Annotated in this window: 12 protein-coding genes; 7 read left to right on the top strand and 5 right to left on the bottom strand. The window is 70.1% G+C overall.

Annotated elements, in window-relative coordinates; genetic code table 11:
- Positions 1 to 113: 113 nt before the first annotated feature.
- Both AL072_RS12005 and AL072_RS12010 read right to left on the bottom strand, forming a co-directional pair.
- A complete protein-coding gene (locus AL072_RS12005; RefSeq protein WP_245636671.1) occupies positions 114 to 1,643 on the bottom strand; it encodes a CYTH and CHAD domain-containing protein in 1,530 nt (509 codons plus the stop codon).
- Positions 1,644 to 1,814: 171 nt separating this feature from the next.
- Complete coding sequence (locus tag AL072_RS12010; RefSeq protein ID WP_045580126.1) at positions 1,815 to 2,333, bottom strand: SixA phosphatase family protein; 519 nt, start codon at positions 2,331 to 2,333, stop codon at positions 1,815 to 1,817.
- A gap of 178 nt (positions 2,334 to 2,511) precedes the next feature.
- On the opposite strand from AL072_RS12010, the gene AL072_RS12015 reads away from it, so the two are divergent.
- The 3 genes from AL072_RS12015 (at position 2,512) to AL072_RS12025 (ending at position 7,837) form a co-directional block, all read left to right on the top strand.
- Positions 2,512 to 4,659 (top strand): RNA degradosome polyphosphate kinase, encoded by a 2,148-nt coding sequence (locus tag AL072_RS12015; protein WP_045580125.1) that lies wholly within the window; start codon positions 2,512 to 2,514, stop codon positions 4,657 to 4,659.
- 22 nt (positions 4,660 to 4,681) lie between these two features.
- Complete coding sequence (locus AL072_RS12020; RefSeq protein WP_052709851.1) at positions 4,682 to 6,253, top strand: Ppx/GppA family phosphatase; 1,572 nt, start codon at positions 4,682 to 4,684, stop codon at positions 6,251 to 6,253.
- Positions 6,254 to 6,505: 252 nt separating this feature from the next.
- Positions 6,506 to 7,837: an ISNCY family transposase gene (locus tag AL072_RS12025; RefSeq protein WP_045580124.1), complete on the top strand. Its 1,332-nt coding sequence runs from the start codon at positions 6,506 to 6,508 to the stop codon at positions 7,835 to 7,837.
- Positions 7,838 to 8,148: 311 nt separating this feature from the next.
- Here the strand turns inward: AL072_RS12025 and AL072_RS12030 are convergent, their stop codons facing one another.
- From AL072_RS12030 to AL072_RS12040, 3 genes are read right to left on the bottom strand one after another with little or no spacing between them, the layout of a single operon-like run.
- A complete protein-coding gene (locus tag AL072_RS12030; protein ID WP_045580123.1) occupies positions 8,149 to 9,426 on the bottom strand; it encodes a CCA tRNA nucleotidyltransferase in 1,278 nt (425 codons plus the stop codon).
- A gap of 44 nt (positions 9,427 to 9,470) precedes the next feature.
- Complete coding sequence (locus tag AL072_RS12035) at positions 9,471 to 10,151, bottom strand: NUDIX hydrolase (RefSeq protein WP_082108771.1); 681 nt, start codon at positions 10,149 to 10,151, stop codon at positions 9,471 to 9,473.
- The gene (locus AL072_RS12040; protein ID WP_245636672.1) at positions 10,148 to 10,777 is read right to left on the bottom strand and encodes a DUF1285 domain-containing protein; all 630 of its coding nucleotides are present in this window, start codon (positions 10,775 to 10,777) and stop codon (positions 10,148 to 10,150) included. Before AL072_RS12040 ends, AL072_RS12035 begins: the two co-directional genes overlap by 4 nt.
- Positions 10,778 to 11,061: 284 nt before the next feature.
- Between AL072_RS12040 and AL072_RS12045 the strand changes: the two genes are divergently transcribed.
- The 4 genes from AL072_RS12045 to AL072_RS12060 are packed head-to-tail and all read left to right on the top strand — an operon-like array spanning position 11,062 to position 17,852.
- Entirely contained in the window at positions 11,062 to 12,027 is a 966-nt protein-coding gene (locus tag AL072_RS12045; RefSeq protein WP_045582261.1) for an AAA family ATPase, read from the top strand.
- Between the two features lie 35 nt (positions 12,028 to 12,062).
- The gene (locus AL072_RS12050; protein ID WP_045580121.1) at positions 12,063 to 12,980 is read left to right on the top strand and encodes a DUF58 domain-containing protein; all 918 of its coding nucleotides are present in this window, start codon (positions 12,063 to 12,065) and stop codon (positions 12,978 to 12,980) included.
- Between the two features lie 43 nt (positions 12,981 to 13,023).
- On the top strand, positions 13,024 to 15,747 hold the full coding sequence (locus tag AL072_RS12055) for a DUF4159 domain-containing protein (protein WP_045580120.1): 2,724 nt from the start codon (positions 13,024 to 13,026) through the stop codon (positions 15,745 to 15,747).
- Positions 15,747 to 17,852 carry a glutamine amidotransferase gene (locus AL072_RS12060; RefSeq protein ID WP_045580119.1) on the top strand — a complete coding sequence of 702 codons (2,106 nt, stop codon included), beginning with the start codon at positions 15,747 to 15,749 and terminating at the stop codon, positions 17,850 to 17,852. Before AL072_RS12055 ends, AL072_RS12060 begins: the two co-directional genes overlap by 1 nt.
- Positions 17,853 to 17,939 lie beyond the last annotated feature (87 nt).

Here is a 17,939-nt window from a genome sequence, read left to right on the forward strand (position 1 = left end):
ACGAAAATCGGACCGCGGGGCGCCGACCCAGTGACGCCGGCCCAAAGGCACCGGCCGGGTTGACGATATATGCGCGTGGGTCCGCATTGCCAGCGGCGCGCCGCGCGGGTCGGTCATGACCAGAAGGGCGGCACGGCGCGGAAGCGCTTCCACAGGTCGGGCAGCGCCTTGCGCCGCTTTTCGGACTGGCGGTCGATCCAGGCGGCGACGGCGGCGACCGCCTGCGGGTCGGCGCCCTTCAGCCCGCCCAGCATCCGGGCACCGGTGATCGCGTCCTGTTCGGCGTCCAGCGCCGCCTGCAACGGCTCCAGCACCGCGAAGAAGGGCAGGGCGGCGGCCTCCGGATAGAGCCCCCGGAAGAAGTCGGCGGTATAGCGCAGCGTGCGCAGCCGCCGCCGCAGCTTGTCGCGCGCCTTGGCATCCTCCGGCAGCCGGGCGGCCTTGCCGAGCTTGGCCAGCCGCGCCGACAGCCAGCCGCCGGCGAGCGTCGAGACCGGGGCCGCCAGCGCCGCCCGCCGGTCGCCCTCGGCCTCCGACACCCAGCGGCCATGCTCCAGCCAGGCGGCCAGCGCCAGCACCATGGTGGTGCAGCCGGGCGCAAGGATCGCCGCCATCGCCTCCCGCGCCGGGCCGGCTCCGGCCGTACGGGCCAGGGCGGCCAGCCTCTCCAGCGCCTCGCGGCTGATTCCGGGCAATCCCTTCGGATCGGCCAGCAATGGATCGAGGGCGCCGGACATCAGCACGTCCCAGCCGCGGGCCGGCCCCAGCCGCTTGGCCAGCGCCCGGCTCTCCTCCACCAGCCGGTCCGCCTCGGGCGAGGCGACCAGCGGCGCGAAGATGCGGTGGGCAATGCGCAGCCGGCGCAACGCGATGCGCATGCGGTGCAGCCCCTCGACGTCGGCACCGCCGAGCGCGCAGGCCTCGTTGGCGAGGAATTGCCGGAGCGCTTGGCGCAGGATGTGGCGATAGGCCTCCGCCACCGTGGTCAGCGGCGACAGGCCGAGCGCCTCGGCCTCCACCGGTCCCGGCGCCCTGCCGGTCACCAGCCGCAACCCGGCCTCCGCCTTGCTTTCGGTGCCGATGCGCATGGGCACCGCGTTCTGCAGGGTGAGGGCAAGGTCGAACAGGCTGGCGACCTTGCCGGCCTTCAACTCCAGTTCCACCTCGCTCAGGGGCAGGGACCGGCCGCCGGCATAGATGCCGCCATCGTCGACCGCCAGTTCGACCGCGGTCAGCGGATCGGGGCGGAGCAGCAGGGTGGTGCGGCGGAAATCCGTCACGAACAGGCAGTCGAGCGCGTCGAGTGCCGCCGCCGGCACAAGCCCGGCGACGGCGGGATCGGCCAGCAGGCCACGCTCCACCGCCTCGCCCGCCACCGGCCAATCCCACTCCCGCCGCACCGCGACCGCCGCCGAATCGCCAGGGCTGGCGCTGTTGACGGTCTTCAGCGTCTGGACGAAGCGGTCGCCCTCCTGCCGCACCCGCAACGCCACGCCGTTGGCGGCCAGCCGCAGGTCGGGCGTGTCGAAATAGGCGGTGCGCAGCCGCTGCGTCACCGGGGGGCCGTCGGCCAGCGCCAGCATCGCCGGCAGCGCCGTCACCCGCGCCAGATCGGCCGGAGCGGCGTGGAGCTTCAGTTCCACCTCGCGAAATCCCGCACTCGATGGTTGGGTGTCGGGGCCGGCGGGCGGGGCGGCGGGCGGAATGGCGGGTGACAAGGCTCTGCGTCCTCCCGAATCCGGCCGGGGCGGCCTGGAATGAACCGGCATGGAACGAACCGGTGGACCCGTGGATACCCCAACCTCCGCCGCAGGTTAAGAGAGTTTACGCGGCTGCACAAAATCCGCCAGCCGGCCGGCCCCCAGTTCCAGGTCGGCCCAGTGCAGCGTCTCGAACACCAGGACGGCGCAGGCGGCGGTCGGGAACTTGTCGGTCAGCGCATGGCGCAGCCCATGGTCGCCGCTGCCGGTCAGCGCGTTGGCCAGCTCGTGCAGGTCCGGGTTGTGCGCCACCAGCATCAGCCCGGTCGCCGTGTCCGGCGTGTCGCGCAGCCGCTCCAGCAGGGTGCGGGCGCCGCAGAGATACAGGCCGCGCTCATGCTCGACCGGCGGGTAGGGCGCGCCCATCGCCGCCATCGTCCGCTTGCGCGTCTCCACCGCCCGGACGGCAGTCGAACACAGGACGAGGTCGATGCGGGCATGGTGCCGCGCCAGATAGGCGCCGACCAGCGTCGCCGCCCGCTCGCCGCGGGCGTTGAGGGGACGGTCGTGGTCGGCCAGCGACGGATCGTCCCAGGCCGATTTGGCATGACGCAACAGAAACAACGTCTTCATGGCGGCAGGATCGGTCCGGAAGGGGCGGGGGACGGAAAACGGCTCGGCATATCGCCGATTGGGAGTCCTGAAACCGTAACGCATATGGGATACTCTGTCTGCCCACCATATAAGGGCAGCAGGCGGCACGAAGCCGCCGGCTCTAGACCTTCGGGGCCCCAAGATTTCAGAGGTTGACGTGACCCATCTCCAGGAACTCGAGTCGGTCGGCATCGAGCCGGACGCTCCGGAACGCTTCATCAATCGGGAGCTGTCGTGGCTGGCCTTCAACCAGCGCGTCCTGGACGAGGCCGCCAACCCGAACCATCCGTTGCTGGAGCGGCTGCGCTTCCTGTCGATCTCCGCCAGCAACCTGGACGAATTCTACATGGTCCGCGTCGCCGGCCTGAAAGGGCAGGTGGCCGCGGGCGTGAAGGCGCCCAGCCCGGAAAACCTCACGCCCGCCCAGCAGCTGGCTGCGGTCAAGCAGCGGATCGCCGCGCTGATGGACAGCCAGCAGACCATGTGGCGCACGCTGAAGGGTGAACTGCGCGAGGCCGGCATCACCGTCGCCGATCCCGCCGACCTCAGCGAGGGGGAGAAGGACTGGCTGGAGGCCCGGTTCCTCGACGACATCTTCCCGATCCTGACCCCCATCGCGGTGGACCCGGCCCACCCCTTCCCGTTCCTGCCGAATCTGGGATTCTCGCTGGCGCTGCAACTGCACGACCCGGTCAAGGGCCGGCACATCGACGCGCTGGTGCCGCTGCCCTCGCAGCTGGAGCGGTTCCTGCGCCTGCCGGGCTCGGACATCCGCTTCATCCAGCTCGAAAAGGTGGTGATGCTGTTCATCGACCGCCTGTTCCCGCCCTTCCAGGTCAAGGCCCACGGCGTCTTCCGCGTCCTGCGCGACAGCGAGATGGAGATCGAGGAGGAGGCGGAGGATCTGGTCCGCACCTTCGAAAGCGCGCTGAAGCGCCGCCGCCGCGGCAGCGTCATCCGGCTCGCTACCGACAGCGGCATGGCCCCCGACCTGCGCGAGTTCCTGCGCCACGAGCTGAACGTGGTGTCGGACGACGTCTTCATCCTCGACGGGCTGATTGGCCTGACCGACACCAAGCAGCTGATCGTCGACGAGCGGCCGGATCTGGTCTTCCGCCCCTTCAACGCCCGTTTCCCCGAGCGGATCCGCGATTTCGGCGGCGACTGCTTCGCCGCGATCCGCCACAAGGACATCGTCGTCCACCACCCCTATGAATCCTTCGACGTGGTGGTGCAGTTCATCCGGCAGGCTGCGCGCGACCCGCAGGTCGTCGCCATCAAGCAGACGCTCTACCGCACCAGCAAGGACAGCCCGATCGTCGCCGCGCTGATCGAGGCGGCCGAGGCCGGCAAATCGGTGACGGCGCTGGTGGAGCTGAAGGCCCGCTTCGACGAGGAGGCCAACATCCGCTGGGCGCGCGACCTGGAGCGTGCCGGTGCCCAGGTGGTCTACGGCTTCGTCGACCTGAAGACCCACGCCAAGGTGTCGCTTGTGGTGCGGCGCGAGAAGAAGGCCCTGCGCAGCTACGTCCATTTCGGGACCGGCAACTACCACCCGATCACCGCCAAGATCTACACCGACCTGTCCTTCTTCACCTGCGACCCGGCGCTGTGCCACGACGCCGCCGTCATGTTCAACTTCATGACCGGCTACGCCACGCCCAAGGTGCTGGAGAAGATCGCCATCGCGCCGATCACCCTGCGCCAGCGCCTGTCCGACCTGATCGAGGCGGAGATCGCCCACGCCGCCGCCGGCCGCCCTGCCGCGATCTGGGTGAAGCTGAACTCGCTGGTCGATCCGGTCATCATCGACAAGCTGTACAAGGCGTCGCAGGCCGGCGTACAGATCGACATGGTCATCCGCGGCATCTGCTGCCTGCGGCCGGGGGTGAAGGGGCTGTCGGAGAATATCCGGGTGCGCAGCATCGTCGGCCGTTTCCTGGAGCATGGCCGCGTCATCTGCTTCGGCAACGGCCATGGCCTGCCCGGCAACCAGGCGAAGATCTTCATCTCCTCGGCCGACTGGATGACCCGCAACCTTGACCGCCGCATCGAGACGCTGGTGCCCATCGAGAACCCGACCGTGCATGAACAGGTGCTGGACCAGATCATGGTCGCCAACATGAAGGACGACGCGAGCACCTGGAAGCTCGGCCCCGATGGCGTGTACCATCGGATCAAGGCTGGCCCGGACGCGTTCAGCGCCCATAATTACTTCATGACCAACCCCAGCCTGTCGGGCCGGGGCAGCGCGCTCGCCAGCAAGCGCACGCCGCCGCGGCTGATGCTGCACACGGTGCCTTGAAGGCCGGGACGGGAGTCGGAGCATGAGCATGGACAATCGCGCGACCGCCGGCCTCGGCGAAGGCGGGCAGGCGGGCGGCGATCCTTCCGCCCCTGGGATTTTTTCCACCCCGGGAACAGCCGAGCGCGTCGGCGTCATCGACATCGGATCCAACTCGATCCGTCTGGTCGTCTATGACGGGCTGACCCGCTCGCCGCTGGCCCTGTTCAACGAGAAGGTGCTGTGCGGGCTGGGCCGCGGCGTGGAGAAGGCCGGCCTGCTGAACCCGGACGGCGTCGCCCAGGGGCTGGCGGCGCTGGAACGCTTCGCGACGCTGGCCCAGGGGATGCGGGTCGGCCGGCTGGACGTGATCGCCACCGCGGCGGTGCGCGACGCCCGGGACGGCGCGGCCTTCGTCGACGCGATCCGCCGGCGCGCCGGCCTGACCGTCCGCGTCATCAGCGGCGAGGAGGAGGCGCGGCTGTCCGCCATGGGCGTGCTGTCGGGCACGCCAGGTGCCGACGGGCTGGTCGGCGACCTCGGCGGCGGCAGCCTGGAGCTGGTGACGCTGGACCGCGGCATCATCGGCAAGCAGCTCACCCTGCCGCTGGGCCCGCTGCGGCTGATGGAGGTCGGTTCGGCCAAGGGCGGACCGGCCAAGCTGATCGACCAGCATCTGGAATCGCTGCCCTGGTTGCCGGCAATGAAGGGGCGGCCCTTCTACCCGGTCGGCGGCAGCTGGCGCGCCATCGCCAAGCTGCATATGGAGCAGTCCGGCCATCCGCTGCACATCATCCACCATTACACCATCCCGTCGGGCGAGGCCCGCGAGTTCACCGGGCTGATCGGCCGGCAAAGCCGCTCATCCCTCGAAAAGATGGCGGGTTCGCGCCGCCGCCTCGACACGCTGCCGCTTGCCGGGCTGGTGCTGGAGCGGCTGCTGCGCATGGCCCAGCCGTCGAAACTGGTCTTCTCGGCCTATGGCCTGCGCGAAGGACATCTCTATTCGTTGCTGTCGCCGGAGGGCCGCCGCGAGGATCCGCTGATGGCATCGGCGTCCGACTGGGCCCGCCGCTTCGTTCGGATGGGCGATCCGGCATTGCTGATGTCCTGGACCGCCGGCCTGTTCGCCGGGGAGGACGACAACGCCATCCGCCTGCGTCATGCCGCCTGTCTGCTGAGCGATGTCGGCTGGGCCGACCATCCCGACTACCGGGCCGAACATGCCTTCCTGCGGGTGCTGCGCTATCCGTTCCCGGCGCTCGACCATGACGAGCGCGCCTTCCTGGCGCTCGCCGCCCATGCCCGCTATGCCGGCACCATCGACGTGCCGCTGACCGCTCCGGTCCGGACGCTGGTGACGGAAGGGCAGGGCATGAAGGCGCTGGTGCTGGGCCTGGCTCTCCGCCTCGCCCACACCTTGTCGGGCGGCGCCACGGCGCTGCTGGAGCGCACCAGCCTGAAGGTCGGCGATGGCCGCGTCGTGCTGACCCTGCCCGACGACGGCAGCGTTCCTTCGGGCGAAGCGGTCCAGCGCCGGATCGACACGCTCGCCAAGGCGATGAATCTCAGGGGCGACGTGGCGCAACCGTTGCGGCCGCAGGCGGCGGAGTAAGGCAGCCGGCCACCCGCAACGCCCGGTCGGGTGGCCGACAGCTCACCATAGTCAGATCGGATGACGGAGATGCCGTCATAGACCAGCAGGGATCGATCAACAGGATTGTTCCGGTCCGATAGATTGCCTATTTAATTTTCCATAATCTTCCTTATGTGCTATTTCTGTGTAAGCGCAAAGCTAAAATGTCAGTCCCTCGCAACATAGAAGCGTCAGTCTTCCGTCAGGTTTTCGACGGCTGGGAGGCTGGCGATGGGCTGGATCACGATGAGCGAACAGGACTTGCAACGGGTCGAGGTTCTCGGCGAGGTGCTGAGCGGTCGCCGTGGGATCGGATCGGCGGCGTCGGTTCTGGCTTTGAGCGAGCGTCAGGTGTGGCGACTTCTGGCGCGCTACAAGGCTGGTGGCGGCGGCGCTTTGGTTCACCGGGGGCGCGGCCGTCCGTCGAACCGGCGGCTTGGCGATGAGGTGCGGGAGCAGGCGTTGGAGCTGGTTCGCAGCCGGTACGGCGATTTCGGCCCGACCCTTGCGGCGGAGATGCTGCGGGACACGCATGGGCTGACGGTGTCGCGCGAGACGTTGCGCCAGTGGATGGCGGACGCTGGCCTTTGGCTGTCGCGCCGGCAGCGCCGGCAGTTCCACCCTCCCCGGCTGCGCCGCGAGCGGTTCGGCGAGTTGATCCAGATCGACGGCAGCGAGCACCGCTGGTTCGAGGATCGCGGCGATCCCTGCACGCTTCTGGTGTTCATCGACGATGCGACGGGCCGGCTGATGCAGCTTCGCTTCGCCGTCTCGGAGAGCGCCTTTTCCTACTTCGAGGCGTTGGAGGGCTATCTGAATGCCCATGGCCGGCCGCTGTCCTTCTACTCGGACAAATACTCGGTGTTCCGGGTTTCGCAGCGCGAGGCGAAGGGCGGCCAGGGCATGACGCAGTTCGGCCGGGCCTTGGCGGAATTGAACATCGAGATCCTGTGCGCCAACTCCAGTCAGGCCAAAGGGCGGGTCGAACGGGTGAACCGGACGTTGCAGGACCGGCTAGTGAAGGAATTGCGGCTGGCCGGCATCACCGGCATCGAAGCGGGCAATGCTTTCCTGCCCGGCTTCATCGAGCGCTTCAACGCCCGCTTTGCCCTGCCCCCTGCCCGGCCGGACGATCTGCACCGGCCGTTGAACATCGCGCCGGATCGGTTGCGCCAGGTGCTGTGCTGGCGCGAACAGCGCCATGTCGGGCAGCAGTTGACGCTGTCCTACGAACGCAAGCTTATCATGCTGGAGGAGACGGAGCTGACGCGGGGACTGGTTGGCCAGTATGTCGACACCTACGCCTTCGCCGACGGCCGTCTGGAGGTGCGATGGAAAGGGGTGGCGCTGCCTTATCGGGCCTTCGACAAGGACCAGCGGGTCACCCAGGGCGACGTCGTGGAGAACAAGCGGCTGAGTGCGGTGCTGGCCCAGGTGAAAGAGATGCAGGAGAGCCGGCCGCCACCGCGGGTGAAGACCAACAGCGAGAAGAACGGCTACCGCAAAACAGGCCGGCGCAAGCGGGACAGCGGGCTTCCCGATGGCGCCTGCGCGGCTGATTGACCGCAGGCACTTGCCTCCTATCCGCAAAGCCCCGGTGCGGCCGGCATGTCTGGCAGCAGGATGATGGCTCGGCGATCGGCGTTGCCGTCAAGCCCTGCGCCTGCGGCGCACCGCAAAGCGGCTCCGGGGCTTGACCGCGCCGCCGAGCCGAACCCCAACGCATCCATGCCAGATATGCCGAAGAAGCCCGACAGCCAAACTACACGGCCAAGCCGAAGCTACCTCTCTGACATTCCTATTTTGCGCAATCCACTGACACTTCTACCCGGTCGCAACATGATTTGTAAGCGAAGGTTGACTCTTCGGCGTGCCTACTCCCGGCCGGTCAGCAAGGTCGCACTTGCAGAATCGCTGCCCATCATTCCGCGCGCCATCTCCAGACAGGAGGCGTGGTCGGGCTGGAAATCCTCGGCGATCCACCAGCCCTCGATGCGCTTCAGCGTCATGCCGACGGCCGGGCCGCGTGGCACGCCGAGCGCCAGCAGGTCGCGCCCGGCAATGGGCAGGCGCAAGCGCGGCAGATCTGCAGCTACGGCCAGCGCCGCGCGCAGCATCGTCAGGTCGAGCGGACCGTCATGGATGGCGACGGCGATCAGCAGCAGGTCGGCGAACAGCTCGGCATCGCCGACACGGTAAAGTCCCTGGCGCAGCGCCCTGCGGTCATCGGCCGGCGCCAGGACGACCGGCGGTTCGACCAGCGCCAGCAGACGGTCGCGCTCGTGGTTGGACAGGCGCAAGGCATCGGCAGCCCGGAGCGCTCCCGGCCGGTCGCTGTCCAGCACGGCGGCGAGCCGGCGCGTGGGATCGGGAACCAGCCCCAGGTCGCGTTCGACGACGATCAGCCGCTCCAGGCGGTCGGTGTCCATCGCCTCCGGCAGCAGATGGACCATGATCCCCTGCCCCATCATCAGCCGCCAGACCGCCGCGGCGCAGGGAGCGGTCAGCAGGCGGAACAGTTCGCCGCGCACCCGCTCGCCCGACAGGGTCGGCAGGCGCGGCGCCAGGTCGCGGCAGGCCTCCAGCGCTTCCCTGTCGGGCTCGCCGCGGCCGTAATGGGCATGGAAGCGGAAGAAACGCAGCAGGCGCAGCACATCCTCGTCGATCCGCCGCCACGCTTCGCCGACGAAGCGCACGCGGCCGGCGGCAAGGTCGGCAAGGCCGCCGAACGGGTCGAACATCTCGCCGTCGGGCGTGCAGCTCAGCGCGTTCATGGTCAGGTCGCGGCGGGCGGCGTCCTCGACCCAATCGTCGGTGAACTCGACCCGGGCATGCCGGCCGAAGGTCTCGACGTCGCGGCGCAGCGTGGTGATCTCATAGGGCTTGGAGCCGCACAGCGCGGTGACGGTGCCATGGGCGATGCCGGTCGGGATGACGCGGATGCCGGCGGCGGTCAGCAGTTCCATCACCCGCTCCGGCGGAGCGTGGGTGGCGATGTCGATGTCCTTCACCGGCCGGCCGAGCCACGCATCGCGCACGCAGCCGCCGACGAAGCGCGCGTCGGCGCCGCCGGCTGCAAGGGCGGCGAACACCGCCCGGCTTTCGGGAGCGGTCATCCAGGGCTGAGGGGACAGGCGGGCGGCGACGGTCATGGCGCCGCGACGCTAGCCGATTCCGGAGACGCGATCCATCCTCGTCAGGCCGATTCCTGCGACTGCCCACCCTCCCCCGCCGCGCCGAGAACATCGCGCAGGTTCACCAGCATGCCGGCGGTCGCCCCCCAGATGTAGCGCTGGGGATAGGGGAAGGCGTAGAACCAGCGCGGCTTGCCCAGGAATTCGCGGCTGTGGCGTTCCGGGTTGGCCGGATCGAGGATGAAGGACAGCGGCACCTCGAACACTTCGGCCACCTCGATCGGATCGGGGGTCAGGATGAAGGGCGGCGTCACCACCCCGACCACCGGCGTCACCCGGAATCCGGTGCGCGTGACATAGGTGTCCAGCCGGCCGACGATCTCGATCCGGGCGCGTTCCAGCCCGATCTCCTCGGCGGTCTCGCGCAGGGCGGTTTCCTCCGGGCTGCCGTCCTCGGGCTCCATCCGGCCGCCGGGAAAGCTGATCTGGCCAGCATGGGCGCTCAGCGTCGCGGTGCGCTGGGTGAAGATGACGGTCAGTTCCTCCGCCCGGTCGACCAGCGGCACCAGCACCGCGGCCTCACGCAGAGCGCCGGGCGGCCCGAACCCCGGGTTCAGGTCGTGGTCGCCACGGATCTTGAGCGGGGCGCGGTTCGATTGCACCGCGTTTTCCACCGCCCAGTCCGTGCCGGCACTGCCCTCGCCGAGTGCCGGAAAGCGCCGGCGGACATCGTCCAGGCTCAATCGCCAGGCAGCCTGCCCAGCGCGAAGAAGACCTTCTTGCTCCATAGACCCACCTCGGACTCGCCGGTTTCGGTGCGGCGCGTCTCGCTGCGCTCGACCATGTCGTAAAACACGGACCGCAGGATCAGCGCCTCCAGCCGGCTTCTGATTTCGATGTAGGGTGCCGGCTCCCCGGTTTCAGGGTCGACGGCGACGCGGATCGGATGCTCGGCCCCGGCCTCCACCCAATGGTCCAGGTTGGTGCGGAAGGACAGGACCTGATCGGCCCCGCTGCCAGCCACGATCATCTCGACCGCGACGAACGGCGCATCCTCCACCTGGATACGGCCGCGTTCGACCGGCGTGACCAGCCAGTAGTCGCCGTCGTCGTCACGCCTCAGGACGGTGGAGAACAGCTTCGCCAGTTCGATGCGCCGGATCGGGTCGCCATTGTGGAACCAGGTGCCGTCGCGCGCAATGCGGATGTCGTAACTCTCCTCGGTCGGCGTCCGGCCCAACACCACGGGAATGCCGGCCGCGGCAATGCCCGAGGACGTTTCCGATCCGGTTTGCCCATCTGCGCGCTTGTCATTCGCCATCGCGTTACCGACCTTCATGGAATTGGGAACCGTTTTGTCCCTGGACATGCGTATTTTCGCCACACTCGACCGTTAGGTCCACTCCTATGGCTCCCCGACCTTACCCGCTCCGGTGGGCCGGTCCGGTGACACCATCTGGAAAATGGGTGTCGACAACGTACGGGAACAGGGCCGACCATGCGGATCCCGTGTTTCGCGTTGCGGGTGACCGCAACCGCCACACCGAACCGGCCCGCCATCGGGCATGCCCACCATCCGGGGAGCAGCACACCTTGAGCGCACAGGACATCCTGAGGGGACAGCCTCCCGTGCCGGAGGATCCGCAACGGCTGATGGAGGAGATCGAGGCGCTGGGCGACCGGCTGGCCTCGGTCCGCGACCGCATCGGCCGGGTGATCTTCGGCCAGCAGGAGGTCGTCGACCGCACGCTGGTCACGCTGCTGGCGGGCGGGCATGTCCTGCTGATCGGCGTCCCCGGTCTCGCCAAGACGCGGCTGGTGGAGACGCTGGGCATCGTGCTCGGCCTCGCCGAAAAGCGCATCCAGTGCACCCCCGACCTGATGCCCGCCGACATCCTGGGCTCCGAGGTGCTGGAGGAGGGGGAGAGCGGCCGCCGCTCCTTCCGCTTCATCCCCGGCCCGGTGTTCAGCCAGCTGCTGATGGCCGATGAGATCAACCGCGCCAGCCCGCGCACCCAGTCCGCCCTCTTGCAGGCGATGCAGGAGCACCGCGTCTCGGTCGCCGGCCAGTATCATCCCCTGCCCCAGCCCTTCCACGTCCTGGCCACCCAGAATCCGCTGGAGCAGGAAGGCACCTACCCGCTGCCGGAGGCCCAGCTCGACCGTTTCCTGATGCAGATCGACGTCGAGTATCCCGACCGCGAGGCGGAACGGCGGATGATGATCGCCACCACCGGCTCCACCGACGAACGTGCGGTGACGGTGCTGTCCGCCGCCGACCTTCAGACGGCGCAGCGGCTGGTCCGCCGCGTGCCGGTCGGCGAAGGGGTGGTGGACGGCATCCTCGACCTCGTGCGCCGGGGCCGGCCGGAAAGCTCCGACCTGCTGGAGGTGCGCCGGCATGTCGCCTGGGGCCCCGGCCCGCGCGCCAGCCAGGCGCTGATGCTGGCCGCCCGCGCCCGCGCCGTGCTCGACGGCCGGCTGTCGCCGTCGCTGGACGACGTGGTGGCGCTGGCCCGGCCGATCCTGAAGCACCGCATGGCGCTGAATTTCGCCGCGCGGGCCGACGGGGTGACGCTGGACGACGTCATCGGCCGCCTCTGCGCGCCCCTGATGTGAGCCGCCCGGTTCACCACCATCCCAGCGGAGCCGCGATGCCGCCAAGCCCAGGCCCCACCTCCCCATCCCAGCCGGCCGGCACCCTGCTGGCCCGGCATCGTGCGGAGGAACTGGCGTCGGCCCTGCCGCCGCTGCTGGTCGCGGCGGAACGGGTCGCCGCCACCGTCGCCCAAGGCGTCCACGGCCGCCGCAGGGTTGGGCTGGGCGAGACCTTCTGGCAGTTCCGCCGCTACCAGCCCGGCGACGCACCGTCGATGATCGACTGGCGCCAGTCGGCCAAGACCCAGCCGGTCTATGTCCGCGAGAACGAGTGGGAGGCGGCGCAAAGCGTCTGGCTGTGGCGCGACCGCTCGGCCTCGATGGATTTCCGCTCCGCCGCCGGCCTGCCGACCAAGCGCGAGCGTGCCGACCTGCTGACGCTCGCCACCGCCGTGCTGCTGGCCCGCGGCGGCGAGCGGGTGGCGCTGCTGAACAGCGGTGTCCGTCCCGACCATGGCAAGACCGCGATCGACCGGCTCGCCCGGCTGATGACCGACCCGCGCGCCGCCGCGGCGCCGGACCCGCTGCCGAAGGTGGAGCTCTTACCGCGCCATGCCCAGGTCGTCCTGTTCGGCGACCTGCTGTCGCCGCTGCCGGACATCCACGCCACCGTGTCCGGCCTGACCGGCCGCGGCCTGCGCGGCCATCTGGTCCAGATTCTCGACCCCGCGGAGGAGACGCTGCCCTATGACGGCCGCGTCGACTTCCAGGGGCTGGAAGGTGAGCAACCCCTGCTGGTCCCCCGTGTCGAAGCCGTGCGCGAAGCCTACCGCGAGCGCCTGAAGGCGCAGCAGGACGGGCTCGCGGCGCTGGCCCGCACCGCCGGCTGGAGCTTCGCCGTCCACCGCACCGACCGCTCGCCGCAATCGGCCCTGCTCACCCTCTGGGGTGCGATGGCGATGGAGGCGGTGTGAGCACGCCGGCCGCATTTCTCCTCCCCCTCGTGAAGACGCGCCAATGCTGGGTCTAGGACCGATCGCCTTCGCCGCCCCCTGGGTCTTGACCGCACTGGCGGCATTGCCGGTGCTGTGGTGGCTGCTGCGCGTCACGCCGCCGGCACCGCGCACCGTGCTGTTTCCCGCCATCCGCCTGTTGCGCGACCTGACCGCGCGGGAGGAGACGCCGGCCCGCACGCCCTGGTGGCTGCTGCTGCTGCGCCTGATCGTCGCGGCGCTGATCATCCTGGCGCTGGCCGGGCCGCTGCTGAACCCGCGCGCGGCGCTGCCGGGCGGCGGGCCGCTGCTGCTGGTCGTGGACAATGGTTGGGCGGCCGGGCGCGACTGGCCGGCGCGCAAGCGCGTGATGGACGAATTGATCGCACAGGCAGACCGCCAGCAGCGCTCGGTGATCCTGCTGCCGACCGCCCCGCCCGCGGACGGGCAGCCGATCCATGCCAGCGCCATCCTGCCGGCACCGGAAGCGCGCCGTCTGGCCCAGGCGCTCGTCCCCCTGCCCTGGCCGACCGACCGCGCCGCCGCGCTGGACGCGCTGAAGACGGCGACGGCGCAGGCGAACGGCCGCGGCTCGATCCACGCGGTGTGGCTCAGCGACGGGGTGGGCGACCGCAGCGCTGCGGCACTCGCCGAGGGGCTGCAGCGGCTGGGCTCCGCTGACGTGCTGGACGATTCGTCCGAACGGCCGCCGCACCTGCTGCTGCCGCCCTCCAGCGAGGGCACGGCGCTCACCGCCAGGATCGTCCGCGCCGACCCGTCGAAGCCGGAGCCGGTGACGGTGCGGCTTGCCGCCACCGACGGCCGTCTGCTGACCCGTCAGACCGTGGCGTTCGAGCCCGGCCAGAAGACGCGCGAGGTCCGCCTGGATATCCCGACCGAACTGCGCAACGACGCCGCCAGCCTGCGGGTGGAGGGTGACACCACCGCCGGCGCCACCGTGCTGCTGGACGAGCGCTGGCGCCGCCGTCCCGTCGGCCTCGTGTCCGGCCGGTCGGAGGGGGAAAGCCAGCCGCTGCTGTCCGACCTCTATTATCTCGAACGCGCGCTGTCGCCCTACAACGAGGTACGCCGGGGCGAGACGGAGGATCTGCTGAAACGCGATCTCGCCGTGCTGATCCTGTCCGACATCGGCGCCCTGACCGGCAGCGAGGTGCAGGACATCGAGGATTGGGTGAAGAAGGGCGGCGTCCTGCTGCGCTTCGCCGGGCCGCGGCTGGCCCAGAACGCCGATACGCTGGTGCCAGTACGGCTGCGCATCGGCGACCGTGCGCTGGGCGGGGCCTTGTCCTGGTCCGAGCCGGCACGGCTCCAGCCCTTTCCGGCCAAGTCGCCGTTCGAGGGGTTGGCGATCCCTGCCGACGTCCAGGTCAACCGGCAGGTCCTGGCCGAGCCGGCGCTCGATCTGGCCGAGCGCAGCTGGGCGCGGCTGGCCGACGGCACGCCGCTGGTGACCTCGCAGAAGCGCGGCGACGGCTGGATCGTGCTGGTCCACACCACCGCCAGCCCCGACTGGTCGAACCTGCCGCTGTCCGGCCTGTTCGTCGACATGCTGCGCCGGCTGGTGGCGCTCAGCGGCGGCGTGACCGGCGCCGCCGGCACCGCCTCGCTCGACCCGGTCGAACTGCTGGACGGCACCGGCCGGCTGGTGCCGCCGCCGCCGACCGCCTTCCCCATCCCCGGCAACGCCACCGCCGACGTCATCGGGCCGCGCCATCCGCCGGGCTTCTATGGAACCGATGATGCCCGCCGCGCCCTGAACCTGTCGGCCGCGGTGAGCCGCATCGACCCGCTGCCACCCCTGCCCGCCGGCATCGGCCGCGCCGGCTACGGCAGCCGGGGCGAGGTGCCGCTGAAGCCGTCGCTGCTGGCGGCTGCGCTCGCGCTGCTGTCCATCGACCTGCTGATCGCGCTGGCGCTCCGCGGCCTGCTGCGCCCGCCCCGCCTGCGCCGGAGCGCCGGTGGCGCCACCGCCGGCCTGCTGTTCGCTGCGGCGCTCATGTCCACGCCGCAGCCCGCCCGGGCGCTGGACCAGGATCGGGCGGTCAAGGTGACGGAGGAAACCTACCTCGCCTATGTCCAGACCGGTGACGGCACGATCGACGACACCTCGCGCGCCGGGCTGGAGGGGCTGGTCAGCGTGCTCGGCCTGCGCACGGCGGTCGAGGCGGCAGGCGCCGTCGGCATCGATCCCGAACAGGACGAGCTCGCCTTCTATCCCCTGCTCTACTGGCCGGTGTCTGACCGGCAGAGGCCCTTGTCCGATCAGGCCCGCCAGCGGGTGAACGAGTACATGCGCAACGGCGGCACCATCCTGTTCGACACCCGCGACCAGTCGCCGGGCGGCGGACCGGCCGTGCTGCAACGGCTGACGCAGGGGCTGGACATCCCGCCGCTGGCCCCGGTGCCGCAGGACCATGTGCTGCGCAAGTCCTTCTATCTGCTAACCGACTTTCCCGGCCGGCAGGCCGGCGGCCAGCTGTGGATCGAAGCGCGCGAAGGGGTGGCGAACGACGGCGTGTCCTCGGTGGTGATCGGCGGCAACGACTGGGCGGCGGCCTGGGCGGTCGGCCGCGGCGGCCAACCTCTCTTTGCGGTGATCCCCGGCGGCGAGCGCCAGCGCGAGATGGCCTACCGTTTCGGCGTCAATCTCGTGATGTACGCGCTGACCGGCAACTACAAGGCCGATCAGGTCCATGTGCCCGCCATCCTGGAAAGGCTCGGCCAGTGATGCCCGTCGATCTGCTCTCCGGAATTTCCGTGGCGCTGGCGCCGCTGCTGCCCTGGCCGGTGCTGGGCGTGCTGATCGGCTTCGCCCTGCTGGTGGTGCTGGTCGCGGCCCTGCGCCGGGCCCGCGGCACGCTGTTGCGCCTGCTGGCGGTGCTCGTGCTGGCGCTGGCGCTGATCAACCCGTCGCTGGTCCAGGAAAAACGCGACCCGATCAAGGACGTCGCCGTCGTGGTGGTCGACGAGTCGCCGAGCCAGGCCATCGGCGACCGGCGTGCCCGCACCGAACGGGCGGCGGAGCAGCTGATCCAGCGCATGAAGGGCTTCGACGACCTGGAGGTCCGCATCGCCCGCACCGGCGAGGGTGCGGAGGGCGGCGGCGCCATCAACGAGACCCACCTGTTCGACGCCCTGAACCGCGCCATGGCCGACGTGCCGCGCCGCCGCATGGCGGGCGCCGTCTTCATCACCGACGGGCAGGTTCACGACGTGCCGCAGGTGCCGTCGAAGCTGGCCGACATCGGCCCGATCCACACCTTGCTGACCGGTGACCGCAACGAGGGCGACCGGCGGATCGCAATCGTGCAGGCGCCGAACTACGGCATCGTCGGCAAGCCGGTCGAGCTGACCATCCGCATCGACGACATGCCCGGCCGCCAGTCTGCCGACGCCGCGGTGACGCTGCGCCAGGACGGCGGCCCGCCGGGAACCATCCGTGTCCCGGTGGGGCAGGATGTCCGGGTCGACCTGCCGATCGCCCATGGCGGCCAGAATGTCCTGGAGTTGGAAGTGGAGCCGGCGAAGCAGGAACTGACGCTCGCCAACAACCGCGCCGCGGTGGTGGTGAACGGCGTGCGCGACCGGCTGCGCGTCCTGCTGGTGTCCGGCGAGCCCCATGCCGGCGAGCGCACCTGGCGCAACCTGCTGAAGGCCGACCCGGCGGTCGATCTGGTCCATTTCACCATCCTGCGCCCGCCAGAAAAACAGGACGGCACGCCGATCCGCGAGCTGTCGCTGATCGCCTTCCCGATCCGCGAGCTGTTCGAGGTGAAGCTGGATGAGTTCGACCTGATCATCTTCGACCGCTACCGCCGCCGCGGCGTGCTGCCGCAGATGTATCTGGAGAACATCGCCGATTATGTCCGCAAGGGCGGTGCCCTGCTGGAGACCTCGGGCCAGGGCTATGCCTCGCCGCTGTCGCTCTACCGGACGCCGCTGGGCGCGATCCTGCCGGCGGCGCCCAGCGGACAGACGGTGGACCGCCCCTTCCTGCCGACGGTGACCGATGTCGGCCGCCGCCATCCGGTGACCGCCGGCCTGCCCGGCGATCGGCTGGATGCGCCGCCGACCTGGGGCCGCTGGTTCCATCAGGTGGACGTGACGCCCAACGGCGGCACGGTGGTGATGCAGGGCGCCGAGAACCGCCCGCTGCTGGTGCTGGACCGGGTCGGCAAGGGCCGGGTGGCGCAGCTCGCCTCCGACCAGATCTGGCTGTGGAGCCGCGGCTTCGAGGGTGGTGGCCCGCAGGCGGAGCTGCTGCGCCGCCTCGCCCACTGGCTGATGAAGGAGCCGGAGCTGGAGGAGAACGACCTTCGCGCCCATGTCGACGGAAACCGCATCACGGTCGAGCGCCGCTCCCTCACCCCCGACCCGCGCGCCGTCACCCTGACCGACCCATCGGACCGCACCAGCACGCTGCAGCTGGCCGACGACCGGAGCGGACGCGCCGTCGCCACGGTGACCGCCGGGGCCCCCGGCATCTACCGGATCTCCGATGGGGAGCGGACGACCCTGGCGGTGGTTGGCGCGGTGAACACGCCCGAACTGGCCGACGTGCGTTCAACCGGCGACCGCATGCAGCCGGTGGCCGAGGCGACAGGCGGCGGCATCCAATGGGTGACCGACAGCGACACAGGTCCAAACCCGGGCGTGGAGGTGCGCCGCACCCAACCCGACCGCAGCCAGACCGGTTCCGGCTGGATCGGCCTGCGCGCGAACGGCGACTACACCGTGACCGGCGTGACCGACGTCCCGCTGCTTCCGGTCGGCGCGGTGCTGGCGCTGGTGTTCGGCGGCCTGCTGATGGCATGGCGGCGGGAGGGGCGATGAGCCGCCGGCGGGAAGTCTGATTCCGCAGCAAAAATTTTCTGAAAACAGCCTGTTGCGTTCGGCCGGGCTTCCGATTAAGGTGCCGCT

The organism is Azospirillum thiophilum, from assembly GCF_001305595.1.
GTDB classification, from domain to species: domain Bacteria; phylum Pseudomonadota; class Alphaproteobacteria; order Azospirillales; family Azospirillaceae; genus Azospirillum; species Azospirillum thiophilum.